This is a genomic window from Arthrobacter sp. 01L42, assembly GCF_056400005.1.
On the sequence record NZ_JBFTSL010000006.1, the window covers coordinates 79446 to 102794 of the forward strand.

Sequence of the window (23349 nt, forward strand, 5' to 3'; positions counted from 1 at the left end):
TGTGATCATGACGACAGAGTCCACACTCCGCTTTGGAGCACAAACGGATGAAGTGACGAGCCTGCTGAGGATCGTCAACCTGGTGCGAACGGGCGAGGCGACAACGCGCCCTGAAATCGGCAAGGTCACCGGGCTGGGCAGGGGCGTTGTCAGCCAGCGTGTGGACCAGGCCATTGAGATCGGCTTTCTCGGGGATGGAGAATTCGGCGCCTCCTCCGGTGGCCGCGCACCCCGGACCCTTCGCTTCCGCGCGGAGCAGGGCCGGATCGTCATATGTGCCCTCGGAGCCGCTCATATAAGGGTTGGCGTCACTGCCCTGGACGGCGACATCCTGGCACACACGCACCGCACCTGGGATATCGCCCAGGGCCCCGAGAAGACCATTGACGCCGTGATGGCGCTCGTTGACGACGTGCTGAAAAAGGATCACCAAGTGCCCGTCTGGGGTGTGGTGGTGGGCCTCCCCGGCCCGGTTGACTTCGCCACGGGACAACCGGTGGCACCTCCGATCATGCCCGGGTGGAATGGATTCGATGTCCGCACACCCTTCGAGGACCGCTTTAACGCACCGGTGTGGGTGGATAACGACGTCAACCTGCTTGCCCTTGGTGAGCGCGCCCGGCGTCGCGAATCCCTCGCGAACCTCATCTATTGCAAGATCGGTTCCGGCATCGGTGCCGGCCTGCTGTCCCAGGGCAGGATCCACCGCGGCGCCAACGGCGCGGCCGGCGACATCGGCCATGTCCGGGTTTCCGACTCCCATGCCCAATGCCGCTGCGGCAAGATCGGCTGTCTCGAAGCGGTGGCCAGCGGCTGGGCCCTGGTCAGGGACGCGGAAGAGGCTGTCAGGGAAGGCACCCACAGCTCCCTGGCTCCGCTGGCAAAAAAGGGGACACTGACCCTCGAGGAGATCACCCTCGCGGCCCAGGCCGGGGACCCGCTGGCCATCACACTGATTCAAAAGTCGGCCCGGGTAGCGGGTGAGACCATTGCAGCCCTGGTGAACATGTTCAACCCCGGAATCATCGTCATCGGCGGGGCCATGGGATCGGCCGGCGAAGTATTCCTGGCCGAAGTGCGCCAGCGGGTCTACGAACTGTCCCTGCCGCTCGCCACCCGCGACCTCACCATCACCTTGTCCGTCAACGATGAGCGCGAACCCCTGCGCGGAGGAGCCGAGCTGGCGCGCGAGCAGCTGTTCGATGTCACCTTCCCGCGCTGGTTTGCTGACGGCAGGCCCTCACCGGAACGGCACGCCGTTCCCGCATAGGGTCCACTGCGTGGCCTGGGCATAGCCGCTCAGGCCACGTCGCGGGAGACGCTGGGTACCGGCGCCCGGTCAAGCTCCAGCTGGGCCTCCAGATGGAACGGCAGGACCAGCGGCGAACCGGGACGCGCCTGAAGGTAGGGCACCAGCAGCTGGAAGTCGACGGCGATGGCGTGCACCCCGAGGGAAAGCTCGCGCCTGCCGGCCAGGACCAGCCTGTCCTGCACGAACCACCACCCGGACTCCGCCTGCAATGCGTACGCACCCACGCGTCGGGCCCCCAGCACCACCACCAACTCCCGTGGTGCCACCGGGATGCCGTCGACCTCAACTGCGAGCTCAGCCACGCTGGAAAGGGGCATTGAGCGGATCCATGACAGGCCGAGCCGGAGTTCAAAGCCTTCCGGCGTGGCCGTCAGCGCATCTTCGCGCAAAGCGGTTTGCAACATGGCTTTTGTCCTTTATCCTAAAAGTGACATAAGTTTGTCATTAACAAGCATAAATGGGAAGGCATCTCATGGCCTCCGCACTTCCTGAGAACTGGACCCTCTGCGCCAGCTCGTTCAACTGGACTCCGGAGATCACGGCAGCCCGGCGGACAGCCGCGGACGTTGTGATTGGCATCGCGGAGTCCGTGACGAAGACAATAGAGCTCGAACCTGGGCTGCTGTGGCGGTCCTTCCCCGCTCCGCAGGACGCCGAGGTAGACGAACTGCGGGATTCGCTGGCGGCAAGAGGGGGACGCGTCAGCATCGTTGGCGCCAGCCTCGACGACTTCACGTCCCCAACCGACCGCCGCTCGTTGCAGGAGCGCTTGGGCTTCCTGGTCCCCCAGCTCAGCGCCGCCAGCCGAGTGGGTGCCCGCGGGATCCGGTTGCCGATCGGACAGGCGGGCACGGAACTGCTCACGTTGCTGCAGCCGCTGCTGCATGAACTCGATCTGGTGCTGTACGAAGAAATCCAAGGGCAGCAGACTCCAAACAACCCTTCGGTGGCACCAGCCCTGGATGCGATAGCCGGGCTGGCAGATGAGCGCGTTCGGGTACTCGTTGACATCAGCATGCTCATGCCGGCCCTTCCCGTCACGTACCTTCATGAGTTGCGGCAGGGCGGCGTTCCTTCCGATCTTCTGGCGCGCCTGGAGAATGACTGGCGCGATCCCGCCACCCTCGATGCCGTTACCGCCCTGCTCCGCGCAGGGAAGGTTCCGCCGCGCATCCACACGCTCTTCATGAACCTGCTCATCCGCTTCGGCCGCAGTGACGCCGCAGACCTGCAGCGCATCCTCCCCCTGGTGGGCGCCTTCCATCTGAAGTTCTGGGATCTGGACGACGACGGCGGCCGGGTTTCCCAGCCGCTGCATGACCTCGGCAGCCTGCTGCGCGGGACCGGCTTCACGGGCACGCTGACCAGCGAGTGGGGCGGCCACGAGTGGCTGCAGGACGACCCAACGGAGATGACGCGGAGTCACCTGGCCCTGGCGGGGGCAGCCCTCGCGGAGCCAGCATTGGTGGAGCCGACACCAGCGGCCCGGGCTGCCCTCTGACCGATATAAAACGCTGACCGGATACAAGAAGCTCATGGCACAGGAAAGGCCGGCCCCGCGGGGCCGGCCTCACTTGTCTGCGAATTATTTCGTGCTGAATGCGGCGTCGAAAGCTGCGGCGGAGGGTTCATAGCCGGAGAGCCGGCGCACGAAAGCCAGCGCCTCGGGGGCGCCCTTCAGCCGGTCCATTCCGGCGTCCTCCCACTCCACGGACAGCGGCCCGCGGTAGTCGATGGCGTTCAGCATCCGGAACGCATCCTCCCACGGCACGTCGCCGTGGCCGGTGGAGATGAAGTCCCAGCCGCGGCGCGGATCAGCCCAGGGCAAATGGGAGGACAGCCGGCCGTTGCGCCCGTTGGACAGGCGCTTCTTCGTGTCCTTGCAGTGCACATGGTAGATCCGGTCCTTGAAGTCCCACAGGAACCCCACAGGGTCGATGTCCTGCCACACCATGTGGCTCGGGTCCCAGTTCAGGCCAAAGGCCTCGCGGTGCCCGATCGCCTCGAGGGCGCGCTGCGTTGTCCAGTAGTCGTAGGCGATCTCTGATGGGTGCACCTCATGGGCGAACCGGACGCCCACCTCGTCAAAGACATCGAGGATGGGGTTCCACCGGTCGGCAAAATCCTGGTAGCCGGCGTCGACCATCTTTTCGGAGGCGGGCGGGAACATCGCCACGTACTTCCAGATGGACGATCCCGTAAAGCCGGTCACCGTTTTCACGCCCAGCTTTGCGGCGAGCCGTGCAGTGTTCTTCAGTTCCTCGGCAGCACGACGGCGGACCCCTTCAGGATCGCCGTCGCCCCATACGACGTCCGGCAGGATGCCGCGGTGCCGTTCGTCGATCGGGTCGTCGCAGACGGCCTGGCCCTTGAGGTGGTTGGAGATGGTCCACACTTTGAGGCCGTGGCGTTCAAGAATGTCCAGCTTGCCCTGCACATAGGCGTCGTCGTCCCAGCGCCAGGGATCCAGGTGGTCACCCCAGCAGGCGATCTCCAGCCCGTCGTAGCCCCACTCGCCGGCGAGCCGGGCCACCTCCTCGAACGGCAGGTCGGCCCACTGGCCGGTGAACAAGGTAATTGGCCGTGCCAAATACTTCCCCTCCTCAACTGGCCGGCACGGGAACGCCGGCAGCGACCCGTGTCCAGGCGGAATCGTTTTCGGAACTGCGCTCGACAGCGTCGAGCACCCGCTGCACCCTCAGCCCGTCGGCGAACGACGAATGCGGGACGGCGCCGCCCACGATGCCTTCCACGAGGTCCTTGACCTGGTGGGAGAACCCGTGCTCGTAACCGAGCATGTGCCCTGCCGGCCACCACGCCGAAACGTAGGGATGCTCCGCTTCCGTGACCAGGATCTTCCGGAAGCCCTGGCGGTCCGCAGGGGCCGTGCGGTCGTAGAACTGGACGCTGTTGAGGTCCTCCAGGTCGAAGGCCAGGGCGCCCTTGTCCCCGGAAACCTCAATCTGCAGCGCGTTCTTCCGGCCGGTGGCAAACCGGGTGGCCTCGAACGACGCCAGCGCGCCGGATTCGAAGCGGCCCGTGAAGATGGCGATATCGTCCACCGTCACCTGGCCGGAGCCGACGCCGGCAGCGCCGGAAAGCCCGGTATCGGAAGGTCCGGAGCCTGAAGTGGAGCCCTTCAAAAGAGGCCGCTCCTTCACGATGGTGTCGATAACGCCGGACACCTTCGCCAGGTTCAAGCCGGTGACGAACTGGGCCAGGTCGATGGCGTGGGCACCGATATCCCCCAGGGCCCCCGAGCCGGCGTGTTCCTTCTGCAGGCGCCACGCCAGCGGCATCTCCGGGTCCACCAGCCAGTCCTGCCGGTAGGAGGCACGCACCTGGTTGATCGTGCCCACGGCGCCTTCGGCGATGAGGTTGCGGAGGAAGGTGACGGCCGGAACGCGGCGGTAGGTGAAACCGACCATTGCCTGGATGCCCCGGGCAGCCGCCCGTTCGGCAGCTTCGGCCATCGCTTCGGCTTCCGCCACCGAGTTGGCGAGTGGTTTTTCGCACAAAACGTGCTTACCGGCCTCCAGCGCGGCGATCGCGATTTCGGCGTGGGAGTCGCCGGGGGTGACGATATCGACGACGTCGATATCGTCACGGGCGATCACGTCCCGCCAGTCTGTTGCTGACTCGGCCCAGCCCCACTTGCTGGCAGCGGCGGCGACCGCTTCAGCGTTACGGCCGACGATAACCGCCATTTCCGGCTCGGCAGGCAGGCCGAATACCCGCGGCGCCGTCCGCCAGCCTTGGGAGTGGGCAGCACCCATGAAGCCATAACCGATCATGGCCACGCGCAGGGTTTTCATGCGAGCACCACCGTCCGTTCAACCGCGACGCGGTTGCCCACGTAGCGCATCGGCGCGATCTGCATATACAACAGGCGCAGGGTGAGGATGACCTCGACGTCGATCTCCTCGCCGGCGTCGGGGACGCGGTCCAGCGGGATGATCACGTCGGGCTTGTCTGCGACGAACCACAGGGTTTCCCATTGCTCCGGGAGTTCAGCTATGGAGTAGGACTTGTCCTGCAATTCGAAGCGGAGGGACTCCTTGGGAATCTCCACGCCATTGACCGTTGCAACGACGTCGTCAACGGCGGACAGCCAGAGGCTGCGGTACCAGGGCAGCTGCACCGATACGGCAATCCCCTCGGGGTGCCTGCGGACGTCGGTGTCCTGGAACAGGGAATTGTGAGTTGCCATGGCTTTCCTTACTTAACAGTCTCGACCAGGGTCGCGTGGGAGTCGGATGCATTTGGATCAGCGGCTTCTTCGATGGCATGCCGCATCAGCGTGTGCTGCTTCTTGACGAGGTCGATCGGATCGGATTCGCCCAGGTCGGCGAACGCGTGGCCCTCCCACTCGCTGGACAGGTAGCCCTGGTAGCCGCCCTTGACGAACTGGCGCACAATGCGGGGAATGTCCATCGCGGGTTCATTGCCGTGTTCGTCGATGTCGTAGAACTTCGCGTGGACATGGAAGATCTGCGGCATGATATCCAGCCATTCCTCCGGCGGAACCAGTCCGTGCATGTTGAACGCCAGCCGGGTGAAGGGACCAAGGCGCGCGGGGTCGAAGTTGTTGGCGTTCAGGTAGTCCTCGAACTCCTGGTTGCGTTCCTGCATCGGCAACGGCTTGCGCCAGATGTCCTGCATGACGGCAAAGTGCTCCTCGGGCAGCCCCATTTGCGTCAACGTGCGGAAGAGGGTCGGGGAAAGGCTGTGCATCGTCGAGCTGAAGTCTGCGGTGAAACCGAGCCGGTCGCTTCCCAGTTCCTCGTACATCTCGCGGATCTGCAGGATCTTGGGATCGTTCGGCCCCTGCGGCGCGTGAATTTCGTAGCCGAGCTTCTGGTCGTATTTCTCGGCCAGGGGAAGCAGCCGGCGGAGCAATTCCTTGCCCGCGGAGCGGATCACCACGCGGTGGAAACCAAGCTTGTTGGCCGTGTGCAGCTGCGCGGCGAAGAAGTCGTACTCCTCATCGGGTGTCATGTCCCGGTCCTTGCGGCGGCCCATGTCCAGGTTGGTGCCCACTGCGCTGGGGGTCAGGCCGTAGCGGTCCATGCTGTCGCGCCACAGGCGGACGAAGTCGTCGTCGACGTCCGGGTAGGTGCGCAGCATCTGGGCGATGTTGAACTCAACCCCCGGGCCGAGGCCTTCATCTGCAACAGCTTTGATCAGCGTCTCAGGGGTGTAGAGCCCGGCGGCGAACTCGGAGGTGAGCGAATAGAGGGTAATGCCAAGCTCGATGCCCGAGCCTGCGATGCCTTCTGACATAATTTCTGGTTCCTTCGTTGTCAGCCGCGGACGGGCTGGGCGAGATGGCTATTGAGGATGCGGCGGGCTTCTGAAGGGTCGGTGATCATGGCCGAACCGGCGTTGGCGGCCGCTGAGCGCTGGACTGCCTGCTCGCCGCGGATAATGTCGAACGGGTCCTGCCAGTTGTTCCAGTGCCAGCCTTCGTATTCGCTGGAGATTGCGCCGGAGTAGCCGTGCTCAACCAGTTGCCGGACAAGGCTCCGAACCGGCACCGAGGGCTCTTCGCCGGTCTCGTCGATGCCGAAGAACTTGCCGTGCACGTGGCGGACCCAAGGCATGATCTCCAGCCAGGTGTCCAGCGGGGCAGGACCGAAAAGCCCTGTTCCGTTGATGGCGAAGTCAATGCCAAGATCGGGCCGGCCGTTCCGGGCGGCCAGGCCGATGAAGGCACCGAAGCGTTCACCGTGAACCTTTTGCGTGTTTGGCGGTCCGTCGACGTAGAAACCATTCCACAGGTCAACCACCTGTCCGAGAAGTTCCTCCGAAGCACCACGGCGGCGGTAGGCCTCCAGCAGGGACGGCGCAAAACCGGTAACGGTGGCACCCCAGTCGGCGGTGAAGCCGAGCAAGGGGGAATTGAGTTTCTCGTAGCGGTCGCGAAGGGCCAGGACACGCTCGTGGGCGCCGTGCTGGTCCGCGTGGACTTCGAGGGCCAGGGTGACGCCGTACTTCTCGGCCACGGGCAGCAGGCTTTCCATGGCGTCCGGAGTCAGTGAGATCTGCACCCGGGCGATCGGGAAGCCGAGCCTGGCGGCTACTTCGATCTGCTTGCGCATGTATTCGACAAGCTCGTCATGGTTCATCAGCCGGTCGCGGCGGATTCCGGTGTCAACGTTGACTGCGAGCGAGGTGGGGACCAGGTCAACCTCGGCCACAAGATCACGGAACTGGCCCACGAAGTTGTCATCGATCCGGTCCGGGAAGCCGCGCAGGCTGGAGAATCCGATGACTTCGAGCCCTGGGCCGAAGCCTTCGGCCGCCACTTTGCGGATCAGGCCATCGAGGTCGTACTGCCGGGCGTGGAAGGCCCGGGTGAAGCTGTAAAGGGTGACGCCCTGGATCGGCGTGCCGAGGCTGGTCATCGCTGTTCCACCTTCATGGTCTTGGTGTCGTGCTCTTCGATGTGCAGCACGCCGTGGTCGGTGATGATGTAGGGGATGTAGAGCTTCAGGTCCACCCTGACCTCGTGCTCGGTCCGGCTGTCCGGGACGGGAAGGTCACCCGAAAGGACTGCCGAGTCCAGCGGGAACCACCATTCGCCGGTCTCGTCCACGAGTTCCTCGAAGCTGAAAGTGCGGTTGTTCATGGTCCAGCGCAGTGAGCTCTCGGGGGCGGCGACGCCGTCCACTGTCAATGCAGCTCCAGCGATGCAGGAACCCGGCAGGGCCCGGTACCAGGGGATGCGGACTTCGACGGCGGTACGGCCGTCCTGGGTGATCAGTGTTCCCTGCTCGATTATGCGGTCGGCGATCATCGAGACCTCCTTGTCTGCGGCATGCCTTGCCTGTGATTGAACGAAATAGCAGCGGCATCGCACCACTTATTCATTATTTAGTCAGTCTATTGTCTGATTCAGACATAAGTAAAGAGCTGTTGAGTTCTTCTCTGAGTTTCCGGGCGCCGCGGACTGCGAGCGCCACAGCAGTCAGCGTGGGATTGCAGGCCGTGGCGGTGGGAATGACGCCGTTGCCGGCCACGAAGAGGCCGGGGACCTGCCACACTTGGCTGTCGGGCGAACACACGCTCTCGCCGTCGTCCCTTGCACCCATCCTGGTTGTGCCCTGATAGTGAAGCGAAGCGCCGGGCGGCATGACGAACGGACGCTCGTCGAGCGGTTCACCCACCGCCTTGCCCAGGCGGACAATTTCCTGCTTGGCGCGGTCCAGTACCTCGTGATCCCGCTCTGTGAGGCGATAGTGGATGCGCATGGCGGGCATTCCGTACGAGTCGCGGACACCGTCGTCGAACGCCACCCGGTCCTCGCGCTGCAGATCCTTGGCGCAGAACAGGCCAAGCCCCACGATAGAGCCCGGGACAACGGGGTCATCGTCGGCCAAGGGAACCGGTGACGCATCCAGTTGCATGATCTGGCCGTGGAAGGGTGCCCCGTCCGTGTAGGGAACCCAGGCAACTCCGCTCTGCTCACTGAGCGCGCCGTTGGCGGCTGCCCGGCCCTGCGGAGCCGTGACATCACGCAGCCGGCTCGCGAACACCACCTGCGCCTGGTCGTTGAGGTAGCGGCCCAGGGCGTCGGGCCGGATCCCGGAAGCCCACAGCAGCTGCGGCGTGCGCAGGGCATCCGCACCCACCACAACGTAGCGGGCGGTCACCTGATGGGTTTCGCCGCTGCGGCGGTCCTGGACTTCGATGCCGGCAGCAGCTCCGTCCTCCAGGAGCACACGCGCTACCAGCGACTCATCATAGAGTTCAAACTGCGGATTTTCCCGGGTCACATCCCCCATCACGACGTCGGAACCTGACCAGACCAGGCCGCCGTCCTCCCGCCGGTGTACAGCAAGAGGCATGGGCTGGACGCGGTAGGCGGTGTCACGGCCCGCGTCCACGGCGGCGGCGAGTCGTTCCCGGACGAGGTCAGAGAACGGAGCCCCGTCGAAGGCGGAGGTGGTCACCCCCAGCAGTCGGTCGGCGTCGTCAAGAAGCTCTTCAAGGTCCGGCAGGAACGGAATGCGCTCTTTGCCGCCCGGGCGCGGGCAGGCAGCGGTCCAGTGGGCGGCCATGCCGCCCACGTTGCTGGACATGGCGGCAACGGGCATCCCGTCCTCGCCGGGGAAGACGTAGCCGTCCTGGAGCAGGTAGGTGCCGGGCCTGGCCCTTCGCTCCCCGCTTTTGACGGCGCCGGGTGAGTTCACCGTTTCGGCACCTGCACCGGGGCCTTCCGATGCCCGCTGCGCGAGGCTGCGGCGTTCAGGATCCTCAATGTTCTTGACGTGCGCCCCGGGTGGATTGCTGACCGTGGGGCCCACCTCGAACATGGCGATGGTGGCACCAGGGGCTTCCTCGCTGAGGATCCGCGCGTATGCCGATGCCGTGGGGCCGCTGCCGACGATGGCGACGTCGACCGCAGCGGGATACCGGTTACCGCTCACCATCCCGCCACCAGTTCCTGGATGCGCCGGACGGACTTCGCCGAGTCGATCGTCGGATAGTACTCGAGCCCGATGGGGCCGGCATACCCGCTGTTCCCCAGGTCCGTGAGCCGGGCGTGCCAGTCGATGGATCCCGAGCCGGGTTCGCCGCGCCCCGGCGCATCGGCGATCTGAACATACTTGATGAGGTCGCCGGCGTTGGCGAGCTCGGCGGCCACGTCCTCGCCCTCGACCGTGGAGTGGTAGAGGTCGTAGAGAACGCCGAAGTTGGGCGAGTTGACGCCCTTGGCGACATAGACGGCTTCCGAGGTCCGGTCCAGGAGGGCTCCCGGGTGGTCAACCCTGACGTTGACCGGTTCGAGGACCAGGGTGATGCCGGAACCCTCGATGTGCGCGACGCCTCGGGTGAAGATCTCGATCAGTTCGTCCAGCTGGTCCTGCCGCTTGCGCCCGCCGAATCCGGTACCGCTGCCCACTACCATCCGGGGGCAGCCGAGCTGCTGTGCCACTTCGACGCCGGCGTCCAGCCCGGTGTAGAAAGCATCGTGGTTGCGGGGCGGGATCATGAACTGCATACGCGGTTCCGCCAGTTGGGAGGTGAGCTGGACTCCGGTTTCCTCGAGTGCGTGCTTCAGGGCCGGGATGTCTTTGCCCGTTGGGCCCCACATTTCGACGGCGTCGAAGCCGGCTGCTGCCGCCGCGCGAACCCGATCGGCAGCACTTTCGCCTGCTTCGGCGAACAAAAGGTCGATATTGGGCGAAAGTTGAAACATGGATGTCTCCTAGGGAATTGAGATGGTGGTCTAAAACATGGGGTGGTCGTGGACCGGGTGCTCGGGAACCGGCTGAAGCACGTCCCAGTGCTCAACAATCCGCCCGTTTTCGAAGCGGTAAATGTCTGCGACGGCGGCGTCGGGACGCCCGGGACCTGAAGCGCGCACATGCACCAACGCCAGGTCACCGTCCACCAGGATGCGCTGAACCTCGAACCGGGAGTCTGGCGATCCGTCGAACTTCGGCGTCAGCATTCTTACTGCCGCCTCAGGCCCGTCAGGAATGGTCGGGTTGTGCTGCCGGTAGTCGTCGGCCACAAGGAAGTCGAAGGCTTCACGCACCCGTTTTTGGGTGTAAAAGATCTCCACGAAGCGCTCGAACGCTGCGCGGTTGTCAACCATCGCGGGTCAGCCCTTCAGGCCGCCGGAGAAGCCTTGGATGAACCGTTTCTGCGCGAACAGGAACAGCGCCAAGATGGGAATCATGGAGACGATCACTATCGCGAAGATCGAGTTCCACTGGGAGACCAGGGAGCCGATGTAGTAGTACATGGCCACCGGCAGCGTCTGGTTGGCGGAGCCGCCCAGGAAGATCAGCGACGTGAAGAAGTCGTTCCACACGATGAGCCCGGCGAAGATGGTGACCGTTCCCGTGGCTGGGGCCATCATGGGGAACACCACCTTGGAGAAAATCTGGGATTTGCTGGCGCCGTCGATGGTGGCCGCTTCTTCGTAGTCCGTGCCGAGGCCGCGGAAGAAGTTTGCGTAGAGGAAGATCGACAACGGCAGGAGCATGCCCGTGTAGAGGATGATCAGGCCCCAAGCGGATCCGGTGAGCCCAAGGGCCCGTGCACCCATGTAGAGCGGGACGGCGCCGAGCTGGCCGGGGAGGATGATGGCGATCAGGAAGAGGTAATACGCGCCCTTGCTCCAGCGTCGGGTGCTGCGGGAGATGACATATCCGGTGATGGAACCGAGTGCGATCAGCCCCACGATGCTGCCTGCGGTGATGATGGCGCTGTTGACCAGGCCCATCACCACGTTGGAGTTGCCGGTGGCGGTGAGGACGTCGATGAAGTTGCTGAAGTCGGGGCTTGTTGGCGGAGCCAGGGCCGAGGTGGTGAACAACTCGTTGTCCGGCTTCAGGGCAGTTGTCACCAGGAAGTAGAACGGTGCGAGGAACACCAGGGCGAGCGCCCATAGGCCGACTTCGCGAAGCAGGGTGAGTTTGGTGTAGCGGAACATGGCTTAGTCCTCAGGGTTCGAACGCGTCAGCCGCTGCTGGAGAACGGCGAAGATCAGGATGATGGCGGCGAGCACCAGGGCCAGGGCGGCACCGCCCCCGAAGTTCCCGAGCGCAAAGGCCTGCTTGTAAACCAGCGTGGCCAGCGTTTCCGTCGCTCCGGCCGGTCCGCCGCCGGTGAGCGCCATGATGGGATCGAAGACGCGCAGCCCCTGGACGATTCCCAGCGTGGTGGCGATGGCGACGGCGGGGCGGATGGCGGGCAGGGTAACGTTGCGGAACCGCTGCCACAGATTGGCGCCGTCAATGGCCGCCGCCTCCTCCACTTCCACGGGGACACCGGCCAGGCCGGCCATGAAAATCACCATGGCAAAGCCGGTGGAAGACCAGACCAGCACCACCAGGACGGTCCAGATGGCCCACTGCGGGTCGGCCAGCCACGGCTTGATCTGGTCGCCGGCGCCTATTGCCGTGAGGAAGGCATTGAGCGGACCGTCGAAGTCGAAGATGTATTTCCAGATGTAGGCCGTGGCTAGCGGGCTGAGCACCACCGGCATGAAGAAGAGGGTCCGGAGGATGTAGCGCGTCTTGACGACGCGGTTCAGGCCCAGCGCAATGACCAACCCGGCGATGTTGCCCAGGAGAACCGAGCCAAAGGCCAGAAAGAGGGTGTTGGAGAGGGCTCCGAGTTTCGTGGGGTCCTTGAAGATGGCCTCAAAGTTTGTCCAGCCAGTGATTTTGAACGAGCCGATGCCCGTCCAGTTGGTAAAGGCGAAGAATCCGCCGATTCCGGTTGCCACGTAGTGGATGGCAAACACCAGGGCGATCCCGGGCAGCGCCCACCACCAGTGTCCGAACTCCATGGGCCCCCGCCGGGGACGGGTGTTCTCACCCGTCCCCGGCGTCCGCTTGCCTCGCCGGGGTGCTTCAGCTGCTTCGCTTTTCGGTTGCATCGTCGCAGTCATTGGTATTCCTTGCTTGTCCCTTTGAGTCGTCGGAACGTTGATGGTGAAGAACTCTACTGTTCCCAGGCCGCGTCCATGGCCTGCAGGACCTGGTCAGGGCTCTTCTGGCCGGTGATGATGCCCTGGACCCCCGTGGCCAGTGCGTCGTAGACGGCGGAATTCGGCCACTGGATGTTGGGCAGGGGGCCGTACTTGCCGTCCTTGATCAGGCCTCCGACGTTCTTGTAGGCGCCGGCGTCGAAATCGTACTTGTCGAGTCCGCTGACCGGCAGGGCACCGTCGATTTCTGCGAAGGCCTTGGTCTGCTCAGGCTGGGCGGCCCAGTCGAGGAAGGCCTTGGCAGCGTCCTTGTTCTTGGAGGCCGCGTTGATGGAGAAGGCGTAGTTTGCGCTGGCAAATACGTAGCTATTACCTGAGCCCTGTTCCGCCGGGAACGGCCGTACGGCGAACTGGGAGCCCCCAGCGGCGGACTGCAGCTGCTTCCAGCTTGGAGCCGGGATGAAGCCGCTCACGGACGTTCCGCTGGCAAGCCCCTTGGTGATGGCATCGAAGCCGCCGCCGGCAGCACCCTTCTGGAAGCAGCCCGCGTCCTTCAAGGTATTAACTGCTTCGAGGGCTGCCTTCCAACCGTCCGATCCGGCGAAGGTGGCTTCCTTGGCAGCGCGCTTATCGTTCCATTTCGGGTCTTCCGCGTAGACGCGCGAGGCTGCCAGGGACATCGCCATCAGCCCTGTGTTGGGAGGGGCTGATCCGGCAAGGGCAAAGAGGGATTTACCGGAGGACTCCAGAGCCTTGCACTGCTGCTGGAGGGAGGAATAGTCGGCAGGGAAGCCGCCGGCTGCAGCTGCAGCCGTCTCATTACTCACCAAGGCAGAGATCGTAATTTCCGTGGCCTGGCCGTACACCTTGCCGTCGGTTCCAAAGGTGCTGGCGCTTCCCTCGGGGAGCAGTTGCTTCGCGGCATCGTCAAGCGGCTCAAGGAAACCTGCCTGGACGAGCGGCAGGATGCTGCGGCCGGTGCCGGAGCCGGGTGAGGTCACTACGACGTCTGAGGCGTTTCCGGCCTGGAGCTGTGTGCGCAGGGTCTGGTCGTAGGAGTCGTTCGGCTGAGGATTGAAGGTGATTTTCACGTTCGGGTGTGACTTCATGTAATTTTCTGCCAACACCTGGAAGGGGCTCTCGATGGTGTTGGATGTCGCGAAGGACAGTGAAAATTCCTGGGAACCACCCGAAGAGGAGCTGCTGCCGGTGGAGGCCGAGCAACCGGTAAGAATGAGTGCTGCGACGGTGGGGACGGCGAGGGCGCCGACCTTCAGGCCTGAATAGCGACGGTGCTGTGTCATGTCCAGCCTTTCTGACTTCATTGTCCAAAATCCGGGTGTCGTGACCCCGGTCACTCACAAGTATGCAGGAGATGTGCCTAAAAGACACATAAGTCTTCGCTATGACGGACATAAGTTTAACGGGGGTCCGCGGAAGGTCCATCCAGATCCCTGATGGCTTCGCCTACGTTATAGATCCCGCTGATACACTCCCTTGAAACGGTTCCACTCCCAAAGGATCGCTGCGCCGTGACGAAACATGTCCTGCTTTCCCGTCTCGACCTCAACCTGCTGATCTCGCTGGATGCCCTCATTACCGAGCGAAGCGTTACCAGGGCGGCCGAGCGGCTCCACCTCAGCCAGCCGGCGCTCAGCGCCTCACTCGCCCGGCTCCGATCCCACTTTGGGGACCCGATCCTGGCCCGCCGCGGCAATGCTTACGAGCTCACCCCCTTCGCCCTCCGGCTCGCCGAGCACACCACCACCGCGCTGGAGGCCGCACGCCGCGTCTTCGAAAGCCAGGCCACCTGGGAGCCCACAGAATCCGAGCGCGAGTTCTCCATCTACGGCTCGGATTACGGCTTCACCACCATTGGCCGGGTTGTTTCCGAGCTTGCAGCCGAGCGCGCCCCAGGTGTCCGGTTCCGGTTCATGCTCCACAATCCGATGGTGGTGGAGGATGCAGCCAACCGCCTTCGATCGGTGGACGGCATGGTGATTCCTCATGGATTCCTCACCGGGCTGCCCTACCTGGACCTGTGGAGGGACGGGTGGGTGGCCGTGGTCTCCACGTCAAATGAAGCCGTCGGCGAGCAAATCACCATGGAAAACATCGCTGAACTTCCCTGGGTGATGACCTATCAGACGCGCTCAGCCTCAACGTCGGCGGAACGGCAGATCCAGCAGCTGGGCGTTGAGCCCCGCGTGGACGTGGTTGTTGAAAGTTTCCAGTCCTTGCCGCATTTTGTGGTTGGGACCAACCGGATCGCGCTCATCCAGGCGGCCCTGGTGCCGTTCGCCCTGCGCGTGGGCGGGATTCGGATCCTGCCGCTGCCCTTCGATGCCACGCCGCTGGTTAATGCCTTGTGGTGGCACCCCGTGCACAACCGCGACTCCGAACATGAGTGGATGCGGGGCCTCTTCAAAGAGGCTGCCGACATCGTGGCAGCCGCCGCAACCAAGGAAACCCCTTAAATGCCTCGATGCCCGGCCGGCTAAACGGACGGGCATCGAGGCTATGGGACGTCGGCCTTTCAGGTCAGGCTGATGCCAGCGCCGTACGCATGCTCTTGCGGATGAGGTCATGCTGCTTCCGCACCAGCAGCAGCGGATCCACCTCACCGAGCTCAGCGAAGGCATGGCCTTCCCATTCGCTGGACCAGTAACCGCGGTAGCCGCCTTCGACGAATACGCGGACCAGTTCCGGATAGTCGATGGCCGGCTCGTTGCCCTGCTCATCAATGTCGTAGAACTTCGCGTGGACGTGCATGATTTGCGGCATGATGTCAGCCCACTCCTTCGGGCTGACGTGGCCGTGCATGTTGAACGCCAGGTGGGCGAAGGACCCAAGCCGGGCAGGATCGAAGTCACGTCCCCGCAGGTACGCAATGAACTCCTCCTGCCGCACCCGCATCGGTGCCTCAGTGCCCCAGATACCCTGCAGCCTTTCGACAGCTTCATCGTCCAGCCCGGCACGGCGAACCGCGCGCAGGAGCGTGGGAGACATGCTGTGCATGGTTGAGGAGAAGTCAGCCACGAAGCCCAACAGCGGTGAATCCAGCTCGGCGTAGACGTCGCGGACCTTCATGATCTCGGGCGAGTTGGGTCCCAGCGGTGCATGGATCTCGTAGGCAAGTTTGAGTTCGAGGTCCTCGGCGAGCGGCAGCAGCCGGCGAAGCAGGTCCGGCTTCGCGCTCTGGATGCGGACGAGCGGAAAACCGAGCTTCTTGGCGCCGTGGAAGAGTGTCTGCGTGAACTCGTACTCCTCGTCCGGGGTCATGTCGCGGTCACGGCGGCGTCCCATGTCCAAATTGGCGCCGAAGGAGCTGGCGGTGAAGCCGTGTTTGTCGAAGGCGCGCTGCCACGAGCGCACGAAGTCGTCAGTCACGTTGGGATAGGCAGGCAGGACCTGCGATGCCACAATTTCGATCCCGGGGCCGATGCCGAGCTCGGCCACGCGGTTCAGCAGACCGTCGAAGTCGTACCAGCCGGCCCGGAATTCGGCGCTTGCCGAGTACAGGGTGAGCCCCAGCGAGAACGGATCTTCCTCCGCTTTCGGTGGGGGCGGCGTGACCGCCGTCGTCAGTTCCGGTGCCGCCGCAGCCCTGTCCGTGACGGTCAGCTCCAACGTCTGGTTCACGAAGTTGGGAACGTACATGCCGGGACCGCCGTCCTTGCCGGGCGCAATCTGCATGTAGGGCAGGCGCAGCTCACCGATGAGCCGGACGGTGTGCTGCTCGCCCAAGGCAACAGGGCTCTCCGTTGTGGCGATGAGCAAGGGATGTTCCTGGAGGTACCAGAGAGTTTCGCTTTGAGCGGGCAGGTCCGGGAGCGCATAGCGGACACCGCCCAGTTCCAGGGACAAGTTCCCGGCGGGGATATCCTGGCCGTCGACGGTGAGCCGCAGGCTGGAGACCGAGGAGAGCCACAGACTTCGGTACCACGGCAGGGTCAGGGCAAGCGCGAGACCGTCGGGATGGGTGCGGAGGCTTGCATCGTCAAGAAGTCCGTTTGGCATTGTTGCTCTCTTTACTGGGAAAAGGGGATGGGTCAGGTAAGTTCGCCGGTGATGCGGCGGATCAGGGCGTGTTGGCGCCGCACTTGCTCAATGGCGTGCCATGGCGTGCGTTCGCCTTCATATTCACTGGAGAGATAACCGGTGTAGCCGGAGTCCTTGAGGGCCTTGAGCACGGGCAGCCAGGGAATCTGCTGGTCTTCCAGCTGCTCGTTGATGTCGTGGAACTTCGCCTGGACGAACACCACATACTGGGCGATATCGGCGAAGTCGGCGGGGTCGACGCCGATGCCGTCGAGGAAGGCCGGCCGGGTCTCGCGGGTCTCACCTGCGCGCAGCGGAATGGGCCGGTCCTGGAAGATTCCGGTGTCGATGAGCAGGCCGAAGTTCTTGGTTCCTGTTCGTTCGATGAGGGCGATGTAGTCCTCGACGACGGGGTGCCTGATGGGCGTCGGCGAATGAATCTCCGGGCAGATGATGATCCCCAGCTCGTGGGCCAGATCAAGGGAGCGTTCCACGGACTCGGTCCAGATGGGGTCTGGGACCAGATCGCTGGACACCACGCCGATCTTGGGGCGCACGAAGCCGAAACCCAATTGGTTGGCAAGCCGCAGGTCCCGCTGCAGGGCCTCCGCACCCTCGGCGACCGTCATGGTGCGGCCCGGGTGAAGACGGGTGTCAATCCAGGAACCGTAGTTCGTCGGCTCCAGCGAATACTTCTCCAGCAGGCCGAACCAGTTATCGATCCAGGCCGGGGACGGTTCCGGATAGTTGGGAACGTGGCCCTCGCCGAGGATCTCGACGCCGGTGGCGCCCACGTCGGCGACGGCGGCCAGCGCCGTCTCAAGGTCCATCACCGTGCCGTAATCGCCCATAAAGCTGTAGAGGGAAACGCCGTAGCGGAAGGTACCTTCGCCGCCTTCCGGTGCGAGCGTCACCTTGCGGCTGGTCCGGTGAGTGGTGGGCTGGTGCTCGACTGGTATGTAGGACATCCGCAGCCGCAGCTCGATGGAGAGCTCGTGGACGCCCTGCGGCAGGCCGCCATCGAGGGGAACGGTGACCACTGCCGCTTCCTCAAGGGGCCAGCGCACGCCATCACTTTCCCAGAGCTGCTGCAGGGTGTAGGTCCGCCCGCCGAAGGTCCACAGCGGAACGTCAGGTCCGACGTCGACGATGCCGCCCACGCGAACGGCGATGCCATCGATGAGGGACGCGGCCATGCCCCGGTAGGAAGGCATCCGGACCCGGAACTGAAAGCCGGTTACACGTCCGCCGTCCATTACGTTGCGGAAGCCGACGGACTGGATGAGGTCTCTTTCGAGAAGCATCATTGCTCACTCTCTCTAGGTGCAGAATCCAGAGTAGCAATCATTCTGTCGCTTTTACACCTAAGTGAGCGGCTAACCGGCAAAACATGCCAAGGGCTCGCCGGCCTGGCCGCTTCGAGGGCCTCAGCTCCTTTCGGCCCGTTCCGCGAGGACGCCGATGGCCAGAGAGAAGCGGCCAGGTAACGGAGAAAGTGCCAGACGGAGCCAGATGGCGTCCGAGTACGCATCGAACCGGGCTGGACTGACGCGCAGTTCCTCGGCCACGGCCAGCACCTGCGTGTGAGCGGTCAGATATCGTGCAGGCGTCATGCGGTTGTTTCGTAGATGCAGCTCCAGATGGACGTCCAGGCCGGCCAGATCCCGGGCGGCCTCGTGTCGGGCCGTACTGTCGAAGTCCAGCAGTCCGGGCGGGATGTCGCCGTCGGGAACGATGATTTGCTTGTCGTACAGGTCTCCGTGCGCCCATACCACCGGATCCGGTGCCGTCCGTGCGAAGTTCATGGCCACGTGCTCTGCCGCGGCGCGCAGGACAGCGCGCTGAGACGACAGCTCGGGGACGTTTTCATTGTGCCGCAACCAGTCGTCCACCCGTCGGCACACCTTCGTGGCTTCCCACTCTGCTGAACGGAGCGGAAGGCTGTCGAGAACGCCTCGTGCTGCTGGGCCATGGGAGCCGTTCAGTTCCGCGACCCAGGCGCGCGACCATTTCTCCCATGCCCTGGCGAACGCTTCATCGCAGACGGCCGCTTCCACCCGGCCCAGCTCGTTCAGAGTCGGTCCCGGTATGGCGCTGAAAGCGATGACGTCCGCCTGGGAACTCTGACGAAGGATTCTGGGCGTTGTGAAGTTGCCGGCGTCCAGCAGGACCTCCATTTGCGCGCAGCGCTCGGCCGGTACGACGGCTCCCCCGGGCCCGAAGATCTTGATATAGCGGCCCTCCGCCCGGACGACAGCCTGATGGTATGGCCAATACGAAATCAATTCCCCCTGCTGCGCTTCCCCCCGCAAGGCGGGAAGCCCCGGATCGTCCAACGGGATTAGTTCGAACTGCCCGTGACGCAAGTAAGCTCCCCGGACGCCTGGCACTCCCGGCGTCCGGACCTCCAGTACAAATTCTCCTGGTGTCTTCTCTGGCCAAGCCCGCTGAACCAGCCAGGACGTGCCGGTATCGTCGTCGGCAGACGCCGGAACGGCGGAGGGCCAATCCATGGAATCAATTCCATGGACTGGCGGAGACACCAGCGAGTGGTGCGACGCAGCAGATTGACGCGTTCCAGGCGTGCCGTGCCCCCGAACAGTAGACAGCCATGCTCCGTCCACCATGCCCCCGCTTCCCCATACCCAGGCTCTTCCGGCGCAAGCCATTCGTGTGTCCAGCGTGAACGACAACAATGAGGCAGGGATGAAACGGTCATGAAGAAACTTTCATCAAGGCCTTCTTCCCCGTCCACTCGGCGTCATGCGTCGCAGGATCGCCGCAGCAGGCAGACCCGACGAACCCGTCCGGTGAGTCGAGATTGACCCGGACCGTGATGGGCGGGGGGACGGTGGCCTGAGTCGCGTTCGTCCTGGCCGATCCGGCCTTTCAGGGTCACGGCTCAGGGTCACGGCGGAGGCAGGGGTGCAGGCCAATGGCCGGCACATCCTTTCGAGCCTCTCATTGGACGGGGAGGGAAACATGGAGCCCCGCTCCTACGCCGCGATGAACAGTGCCCAGTCAGGAAAGGGATCCACCGGCAGTGGCGGCCCGGTCTCTCCGGGTCCAACAGCGCCGACAAGTACGTCCGGCCAGTCGGGCGGTTCCAACTCCCGGCCTTCACCCGCGTGGCCGAGGTGCTGCGGCCAGCGTGGTGGTTCCCAGTCTTGTTGTTCGCTGGGATAGGAGCGTCCCGCAGGTGAGATCCAGCCGGGTGGCTTGTCCCGGGTCGCGTCAACCGGCCTCCATGCTGTGGTGTGTCTGAGCCGGTGGTGCCGCCGGCATGGCTGGCCCAGATTGGTGACCCCGGTGCCGCCTCCCTCGGACCAAGCCAACAGATGATCCGCTTCGTTATCCAGGGAATGGTTGTTGCAGCCCGGAAAAGGGCACCGGCCATCCCGAAGCCGCAACCATTGGCGCATCGCCTTCGGAACCCGGTAGCTGGTCCGTCCGATCTCCAGCGGCGCTCCGCTGCGCGGATCGGTCAGCACACGCAGGAACGATCCGGCGCCATCCCCCACAAGCCGGCGGGCCATGCTCGGCGGAACGGGACCATACCCGTCCAGCGTGGCCGGTTCCGACTCGGCGCCCAAAAGAGACAGCACCGGCACGGTCACCAGGACCTGCGCCTTGGGTGACGGAGTTCCTTCCGCCACCCCCGCCAGCAGCCAGTCGGCGGCGACGTCCGCACGGAGCTGGGTCAGGGTCCGGGATTCATTCGGCTCCTGCAGGGCACGGGCCGCTTCCGTGGCACGGGACCATGCAGCCACCGCCACATCCGCAGTCAGATAGGCCGAGAGCCAGGCCATGCCGTCCCGGTCCGGCACATATTCCAGCCGACGGTCCTCCACACCCTTGCGGTGGCGGGCTTCGATGCTTACGGGATGGTGCAGCTCACGCCATCTGCGCGCCTTGGCCCGGAACCTGCCCGGCACCAGCTCCCCCGCCGGGCAGCCACGCGCGGCAAAGGGAGCTTCGGGGTCCAGGAAATGAGCCTCCAAAGCAGCCGCCGCGGCGAGGTCCAGACCGGACGTTTCATCACACATCACCCGCGCATGTTGCCATGAAATGCTGCCTACTTGCAGCGCAGCCAGCGTCAGGGGCAACTTAGTGGTCAGGGTGGCCGACTCTGCCAGGAGCGCCGCCGCCGATCTTTCACTCACGGTCAGGACACAGGCCACCTCTGCTGTCACGGCCATTTCCTGGGCGGTGCGCTCCTGCGGGGAATCGGCTGGGCCCGCCATGGCGACGGCAGCGCGGGCATATCCGGCGGCGAAGTGCACTTTCAGGGCGGCCAGCCTGGCTTCCATGCTGGCGACCTCAGCCATACCGTCCAGGCACGCGTCCGCTTCGTCCCGAAGAGGGTCAGCGCCAGTCGAGGCCGCGTTCCCGGCTCCGCGACCGGCAAATGCAGACAACCTGGCAAGGGAGGCCTCCATGGCCTCCAACGTCTCCGCAACTGCTTTGCCTTCCACACCCTCAGCATGGCAGGCGCCACTGACATTTAACTCTGGCGTCAGAGTTGCAGGCGAAGTCCGTCATCCACGATCTGCCTGATCCCGAACTTTCCTACGCTGAACATCCGAGGATTATCGTCGGAGTTGCTCAGCATGGCGGTGGACAGGATGAGGGCCCAACCGCGGGCCCTCACCCAGGTGTCTCCATCTACTGCGGAGCCAAAGGCGCCCATGAAGCGGTGGCGGGTGCCGGCGTCGAACATCAGCCACCCCACCGCAAGATCGACAGCCGGGTCCCCTGCCCCGACGTCGCCGAAATCGATGACGCCGGCCAGGGAGCCGTCGTCCGCCAGCAGGATGTTGCCAGGGTGGAGGTCTCCGTGGAGCATCATCGCCGGACCATCCCAGGCTTTGGCGGCGCAGGCCTGCGCCCACACTGCTCTCAGCGCTGCCGCCTGCGGGTAGCGTTCGCGGTCCCCGAGCCGTTCTATCAGCACAGCGTCACGGTCCGCCAGCGGCACGCCTCGGAAAGGGTTGACCGGGACGCCGGTTTCGGCGGGCACGTGAAGGGACAGCAGGAAATCGGCGAGGCCCTTAGCCGCCGGCCCGCGGCCTGCCGGCACGACGTCGGCCGCAGCGGCTCCGGGGACCCACCGCACGATGCTCCACGGCCATGGAAAGTCCGACGTCGGCCTGCCGGCATGGACGGGGACAGGAACCGCGACCGGGGAGCGGCGGGCTATGTCGGGAAGGTAGCGCTGCTCATGCAGTATCAGCGGAACGGCCTCCGCCCTGCGCGGAAGCCGGACGGCCAGGCCGTCACCGAGCCGGAAGGTCGCGTTGTCCCAGCCGTTCGCAACCCGCACTAAGGGACAATCGCCGAGGTCGGGCCGCTGGTCCCGGACAAGGCGCTGGATCACTGCGTCACTCACTTCCACCGTGGCTGGCGGCATTTCCGCCATTCAGAACCCGCCTTCCTTTGTGCCGGCAATGCAGTCCGATCCTTTCCCCTCGTCCGAATATCGGTCAAGAGCCCAAGAGCCGACGGGGCGCGGGAGGACATGGAATCGGACGACGGCGGGATGTCCCGCCGTCGTCCTGGGACAGCATGAAGTTGCGGCTAGCTCATCCGGCGTGGACCACCGGATTCTCAGCGGTCAGCCCGCGCCCTGGCCCTGACGGGCCACCTCTTCCAGAACCCTGGCTGTCGGCGCTGCCGTCATCAGCTGCCCTATCACCTCGGGCTTCCCACACCTGGCTGCGCAACTTTTCCAGAAAGCCGGTCGCGGCGTCCGGAGGGTGGACTTGAACCGTCGCTGCGCCGCCCTCCTGACGCAGGTAAACGAGCGACGGCGGCGCCGTTGACGTTGGTGCCGTCGTCGCTGAGCAGGAAGGTGATGGAGGCGGCGAGCTGCGCGGCGGTGGCGGCCCAGCCGAACTTCACTACCTCGGAGCGAGACTGTTGCGCAACGCAATCACCAAGGTAGCCGGCGGATGGATCGACGACGACGACTGTTCCGAGGCGGACGCCCGCAGGATCGTGCAACTCGTCGGACGCGACAACGCCCGACGCGTGTACGCGCTCCCCGGAGCGCCGACCGAGATCCCGAGCAAGCAGAACGGACATCATGCTGAACCCCGGCCCAGCAAAATCGAACCAGTCTGAATTCGACGGACTCTGATGCCGTCGTCTTGACCTTCTATGGAGCCCAGTCGGCGTCGTCCGCTGGCGTTTTGTCAGTTTCCATAGGACAGTGCCTGCCACAGGATCACTGCCAACAGGGCACCGGCCGCGAGAATGACAGCCCAGGTTTCCCTGCGCAACCGCCGATCAGCGCGCTTACGGTGCGATGACTCGCGCGCTGGCCGCGGCCGGCTACGCGCTAATTTCGACCCGAACATAATCCTCCCGGTGGAACATTCGCCGTTCGGACCAGCCGTCAAGGACAACCCAGATGATGGATCCGTCTGGCGTGGTTCCGTCCACGGTGCCGGAGCCGATAGGGCGGCCGTCCTGCGAGAGCCTCACCGGCTGCCCGACGGGCAAGGCGTTCCACGACACTGGGCGCCAGCGCGGCACATTTGTC

Annotated in this window: 22 protein-coding genes and 1 pseudogene; 4 read left to right on the forward strand and 19 right to left on the reverse strand. The window is 64.5% G+C overall.

Annotated features, from left to right (window positions below; translation table 11 throughout):
* Positions 1-7: 7 nt before the first annotated feature.
* On the forward strand, positions 8-1270 hold the full coding sequence (locus AC1DN2_RS06785; RefSeq protein WP_476849715.1) for an ROK family protein: 1263 nt from the start codon (positions 8-10) through the stop codon (positions 1268-1270).
* Between the two features lie 29 nt (positions 1271-1299).
* Here the strand turns inward: AC1DN2_RS06785 and AC1DN2_RS06790 are convergent, their stop codons facing one another.
* The gene (locus AC1DN2_RS06790) at positions 1300-1716 is read right to left on the reverse strand and encodes a C-glycoside deglycosidase beta subunit domain-containing protein (RefSeq protein ID WP_476849716.1); all 417 of its coding nucleotides are present in this window, start codon (positions 1714-1716) and stop codon (positions 1300-1302) included.
* 68 nt (positions 1717-1784) lie between these two features.
* Between AC1DN2_RS06790 and AC1DN2_RS06795 the strand changes: the two genes are divergently transcribed.
* Complete coding sequence (locus AC1DN2_RS06795) at positions 1785-2813, forward strand: restriction endonuclease subunit R (protein ID WP_476849717.1); 1029 nt, start codon at positions 1785-1787, stop codon at positions 2811-2813.
* Positions 2814-2897: 84 nt separating this feature from the next.
* Here the strand turns inward: AC1DN2_RS06795 and AC1DN2_RS06800 are convergent, their stop codons facing one another.
* The 12 genes from AC1DN2_RS06800 to AC1DN2_RS06855 all read right to left on the reverse strand — a co-directional run bounded on the left by AC1DN2_RS06800 (position 2898) and on the right by AC1DN2_RS06855 (position 14068).
* A complete protein-coding gene (locus AC1DN2_RS06800; RefSeq protein WP_476849718.1) occupies positions 2898-3902 on the reverse strand; it encodes a sugar phosphate isomerase/epimerase family protein in 1005 nt (334 codons plus the stop codon).
* A 13-nt stretch (positions 3903-3915) separates the two neighbouring features.
* On the reverse strand, positions 3916-5127 hold the full coding sequence (locus AC1DN2_RS06805; RefSeq protein WP_476849719.1) for a Gfo/Idh/MocA family protein: 1212 nt from the start codon (positions 5125-5127) through the stop codon (positions 3916-3918).
* Positions 5124-5522: a C-glycoside deglycosidase beta subunit domain-containing protein gene (locus tag AC1DN2_RS06810; RefSeq protein WP_223913478.1), complete on the reverse strand. Its 399-nt coding sequence runs from the start codon at positions 5520-5522 to the stop codon at positions 5124-5126. Before AC1DN2_RS06810 ends, AC1DN2_RS06805 begins: the two co-directional genes overlap by 4 nt.
* 8 nt (positions 5523-5530) lie before the next feature.
* The gene (locus tag AC1DN2_RS06815; protein WP_476849720.1) at positions 5531-6595 is read right to left on the reverse strand and encodes a sugar phosphate isomerase/epimerase family protein; all 1065 of its coding nucleotides are present in this window, start codon (positions 6593-6595) and stop codon (positions 5531-5533) included.
* A 20-nt stretch (positions 6596-6615) separates the two neighbouring features.
* Positions 6616-7719 (reverse strand): sugar phosphate isomerase/epimerase family protein, encoded by a 1104-nt coding sequence (locus AC1DN2_RS06820; protein ID WP_476849721.1) that lies wholly within the window; start codon positions 7717-7719, stop codon positions 6616-6618.
* Entirely contained in the window at positions 7716-8111 is a 396-nt protein-coding gene (locus AC1DN2_RS06825; RefSeq protein ID WP_476849722.1) for a C-glycoside deglycosidase beta subunit domain-containing protein, read from the reverse strand. Before AC1DN2_RS06825 ends, AC1DN2_RS06820 begins: the two co-directional genes overlap by 4 nt.
* Before the next feature lie 73 nt (positions 8112-8184).
* Positions 8185-9747, reverse strand: a complete 1563-nt coding sequence (locus AC1DN2_RS06830) for a GMC oxidoreductase (protein ID WP_476849723.1) — start codon at positions 9745-9747, stop codon at positions 8185-8187.
* On the reverse strand, positions 9741-10517 hold the full coding sequence (locus AC1DN2_RS06835; protein ID WP_028275819.1) for a TIM barrel protein: 777 nt from the start codon (positions 10515-10517) through the stop codon (positions 9741-9743). The genes AC1DN2_RS06830 and AC1DN2_RS06835 overlap by 7 nt, the downstream gene beginning before the upstream one ends.
* Positions 10518-10547: 30 nt before the next feature.
* Positions 10548-10919 (reverse strand): nuclear transport factor 2 family protein, encoded by a 372-nt coding sequence (locus tag AC1DN2_RS06840; protein WP_476849724.1) that lies wholly within the window; start codon positions 10917-10919, stop codon positions 10548-10550.
* A 6-nt stretch (positions 10920-10925) separates the two neighbouring features.
* Positions 10926-11762, reverse strand: a complete 837-nt coding sequence (locus tag AC1DN2_RS06845; RefSeq protein ID WP_223913472.1) for a carbohydrate ABC transporter permease — start codon at positions 11760-11762, stop codon at positions 10926-10928.
* Positions 11763-11765: 3 nt separating this feature from the next.
* Entirely contained in the window at positions 11766-12725 is a 960-nt protein-coding gene (locus AC1DN2_RS06850; protein ID WP_476849725.1) for a carbohydrate ABC transporter permease, read from the reverse strand.
* A gap of 53 nt (positions 12726-12778) precedes the next feature.
* Positions 12779-14068 carry an ABC transporter substrate-binding protein gene (locus AC1DN2_RS06855; protein WP_476849726.1) on the reverse strand — a complete coding sequence of 430 codons (1290 nt, stop codon included), beginning with the start codon at positions 14066-14068 and terminating at the stop codon, positions 12779-12781.
* 228 nt (positions 14069-14296) lie between these two features.
* Here AC1DN2_RS06855 and AC1DN2_RS06860 point away from each other — a divergent pair, with 228 nt between their 5' ends.
* On the forward strand, positions 14297-15241 hold the full coding sequence (locus tag AC1DN2_RS06860) for a LysR family transcriptional regulator (protein ID WP_476849727.1): 945 nt from the start codon (positions 14297-14299) through the stop codon (positions 15239-15241).
* 64 nt (positions 15242-15305) lie between these two features.
* On the opposite strand, the gene AC1DN2_RS06865 is transcribed toward AC1DN2_RS06860, so the two are convergent.
* The 6 genes and pseudogenes from AC1DN2_RS06865 to AC1DN2_RS06890 all read right to left on the reverse strand — a co-directional run.
* Positions 15306-16784, reverse strand: a complete 1479-nt coding sequence (locus AC1DN2_RS06865) for a sugar phosphate isomerase/epimerase family protein (RefSeq protein ID WP_476849728.1) — start codon at positions 16782-16784, stop codon at positions 15306-15308.
* A gap of 32 nt (positions 16785-16816) precedes the next feature.
* Positions 16817-18109, reverse strand: coding sequence for a C-glycoside deglycosidase beta subunit domain-containing protein (locus AC1DN2_RS06870; protein ID WP_476849814.1), 1293 nt, complete (start codon positions 18107-18109; stop codon positions 16817-16819).
* A gap of 123 nt (positions 18110-18232) precedes the next feature.
* Positions 18233-19141, reverse strand: coding sequence for a phosphotransferase (locus tag AC1DN2_RS06875; protein ID WP_476849729.1), 909 nt, complete (start codon positions 19139-19141; stop codon positions 18233-18235).
* Positions 19142-19801: 660 nt separating this feature from the next.
* Positions 19802-21244, reverse strand: a complete 1443-nt coding sequence (locus AC1DN2_RS06880; RefSeq protein ID WP_476849815.1) for an HNH endonuclease signature motif containing protein — start codon at positions 21242-21244, stop codon at positions 19802-19804.
* Between the two features lie 77 nt (positions 21245-21321).
* Positions 21322-22194, reverse strand: coding sequence for an aminoglycoside phosphotransferase family protein (locus tag AC1DN2_RS06885; RefSeq protein ID WP_476849730.1), 873 nt, complete (start codon positions 22192-22194; stop codon positions 21322-21324).
* Positions 22195-22607: 413 nt separating this feature from the next.
* Positions 22608-22688, reverse strand: a pseudogene (locus AC1DN2_RS06890) (short-chain dehydrogenase); the annotation flags it as partial.
* Positions 22689-22724: 36 nt separating this feature from the next.
* On the opposite strand from AC1DN2_RS06890, the gene AC1DN2_RS06895 reads away from it, so the two are divergent.
* On the forward strand, positions 22725-22928 hold the full coding sequence (locus AC1DN2_RS06895; protein ID WP_476849819.1) for a hypothetical protein: 204 nt from the start codon (positions 22725-22727) through the stop codon (positions 22926-22928).
* Positions 22929-23349 lie beyond the last annotated feature (421 nt).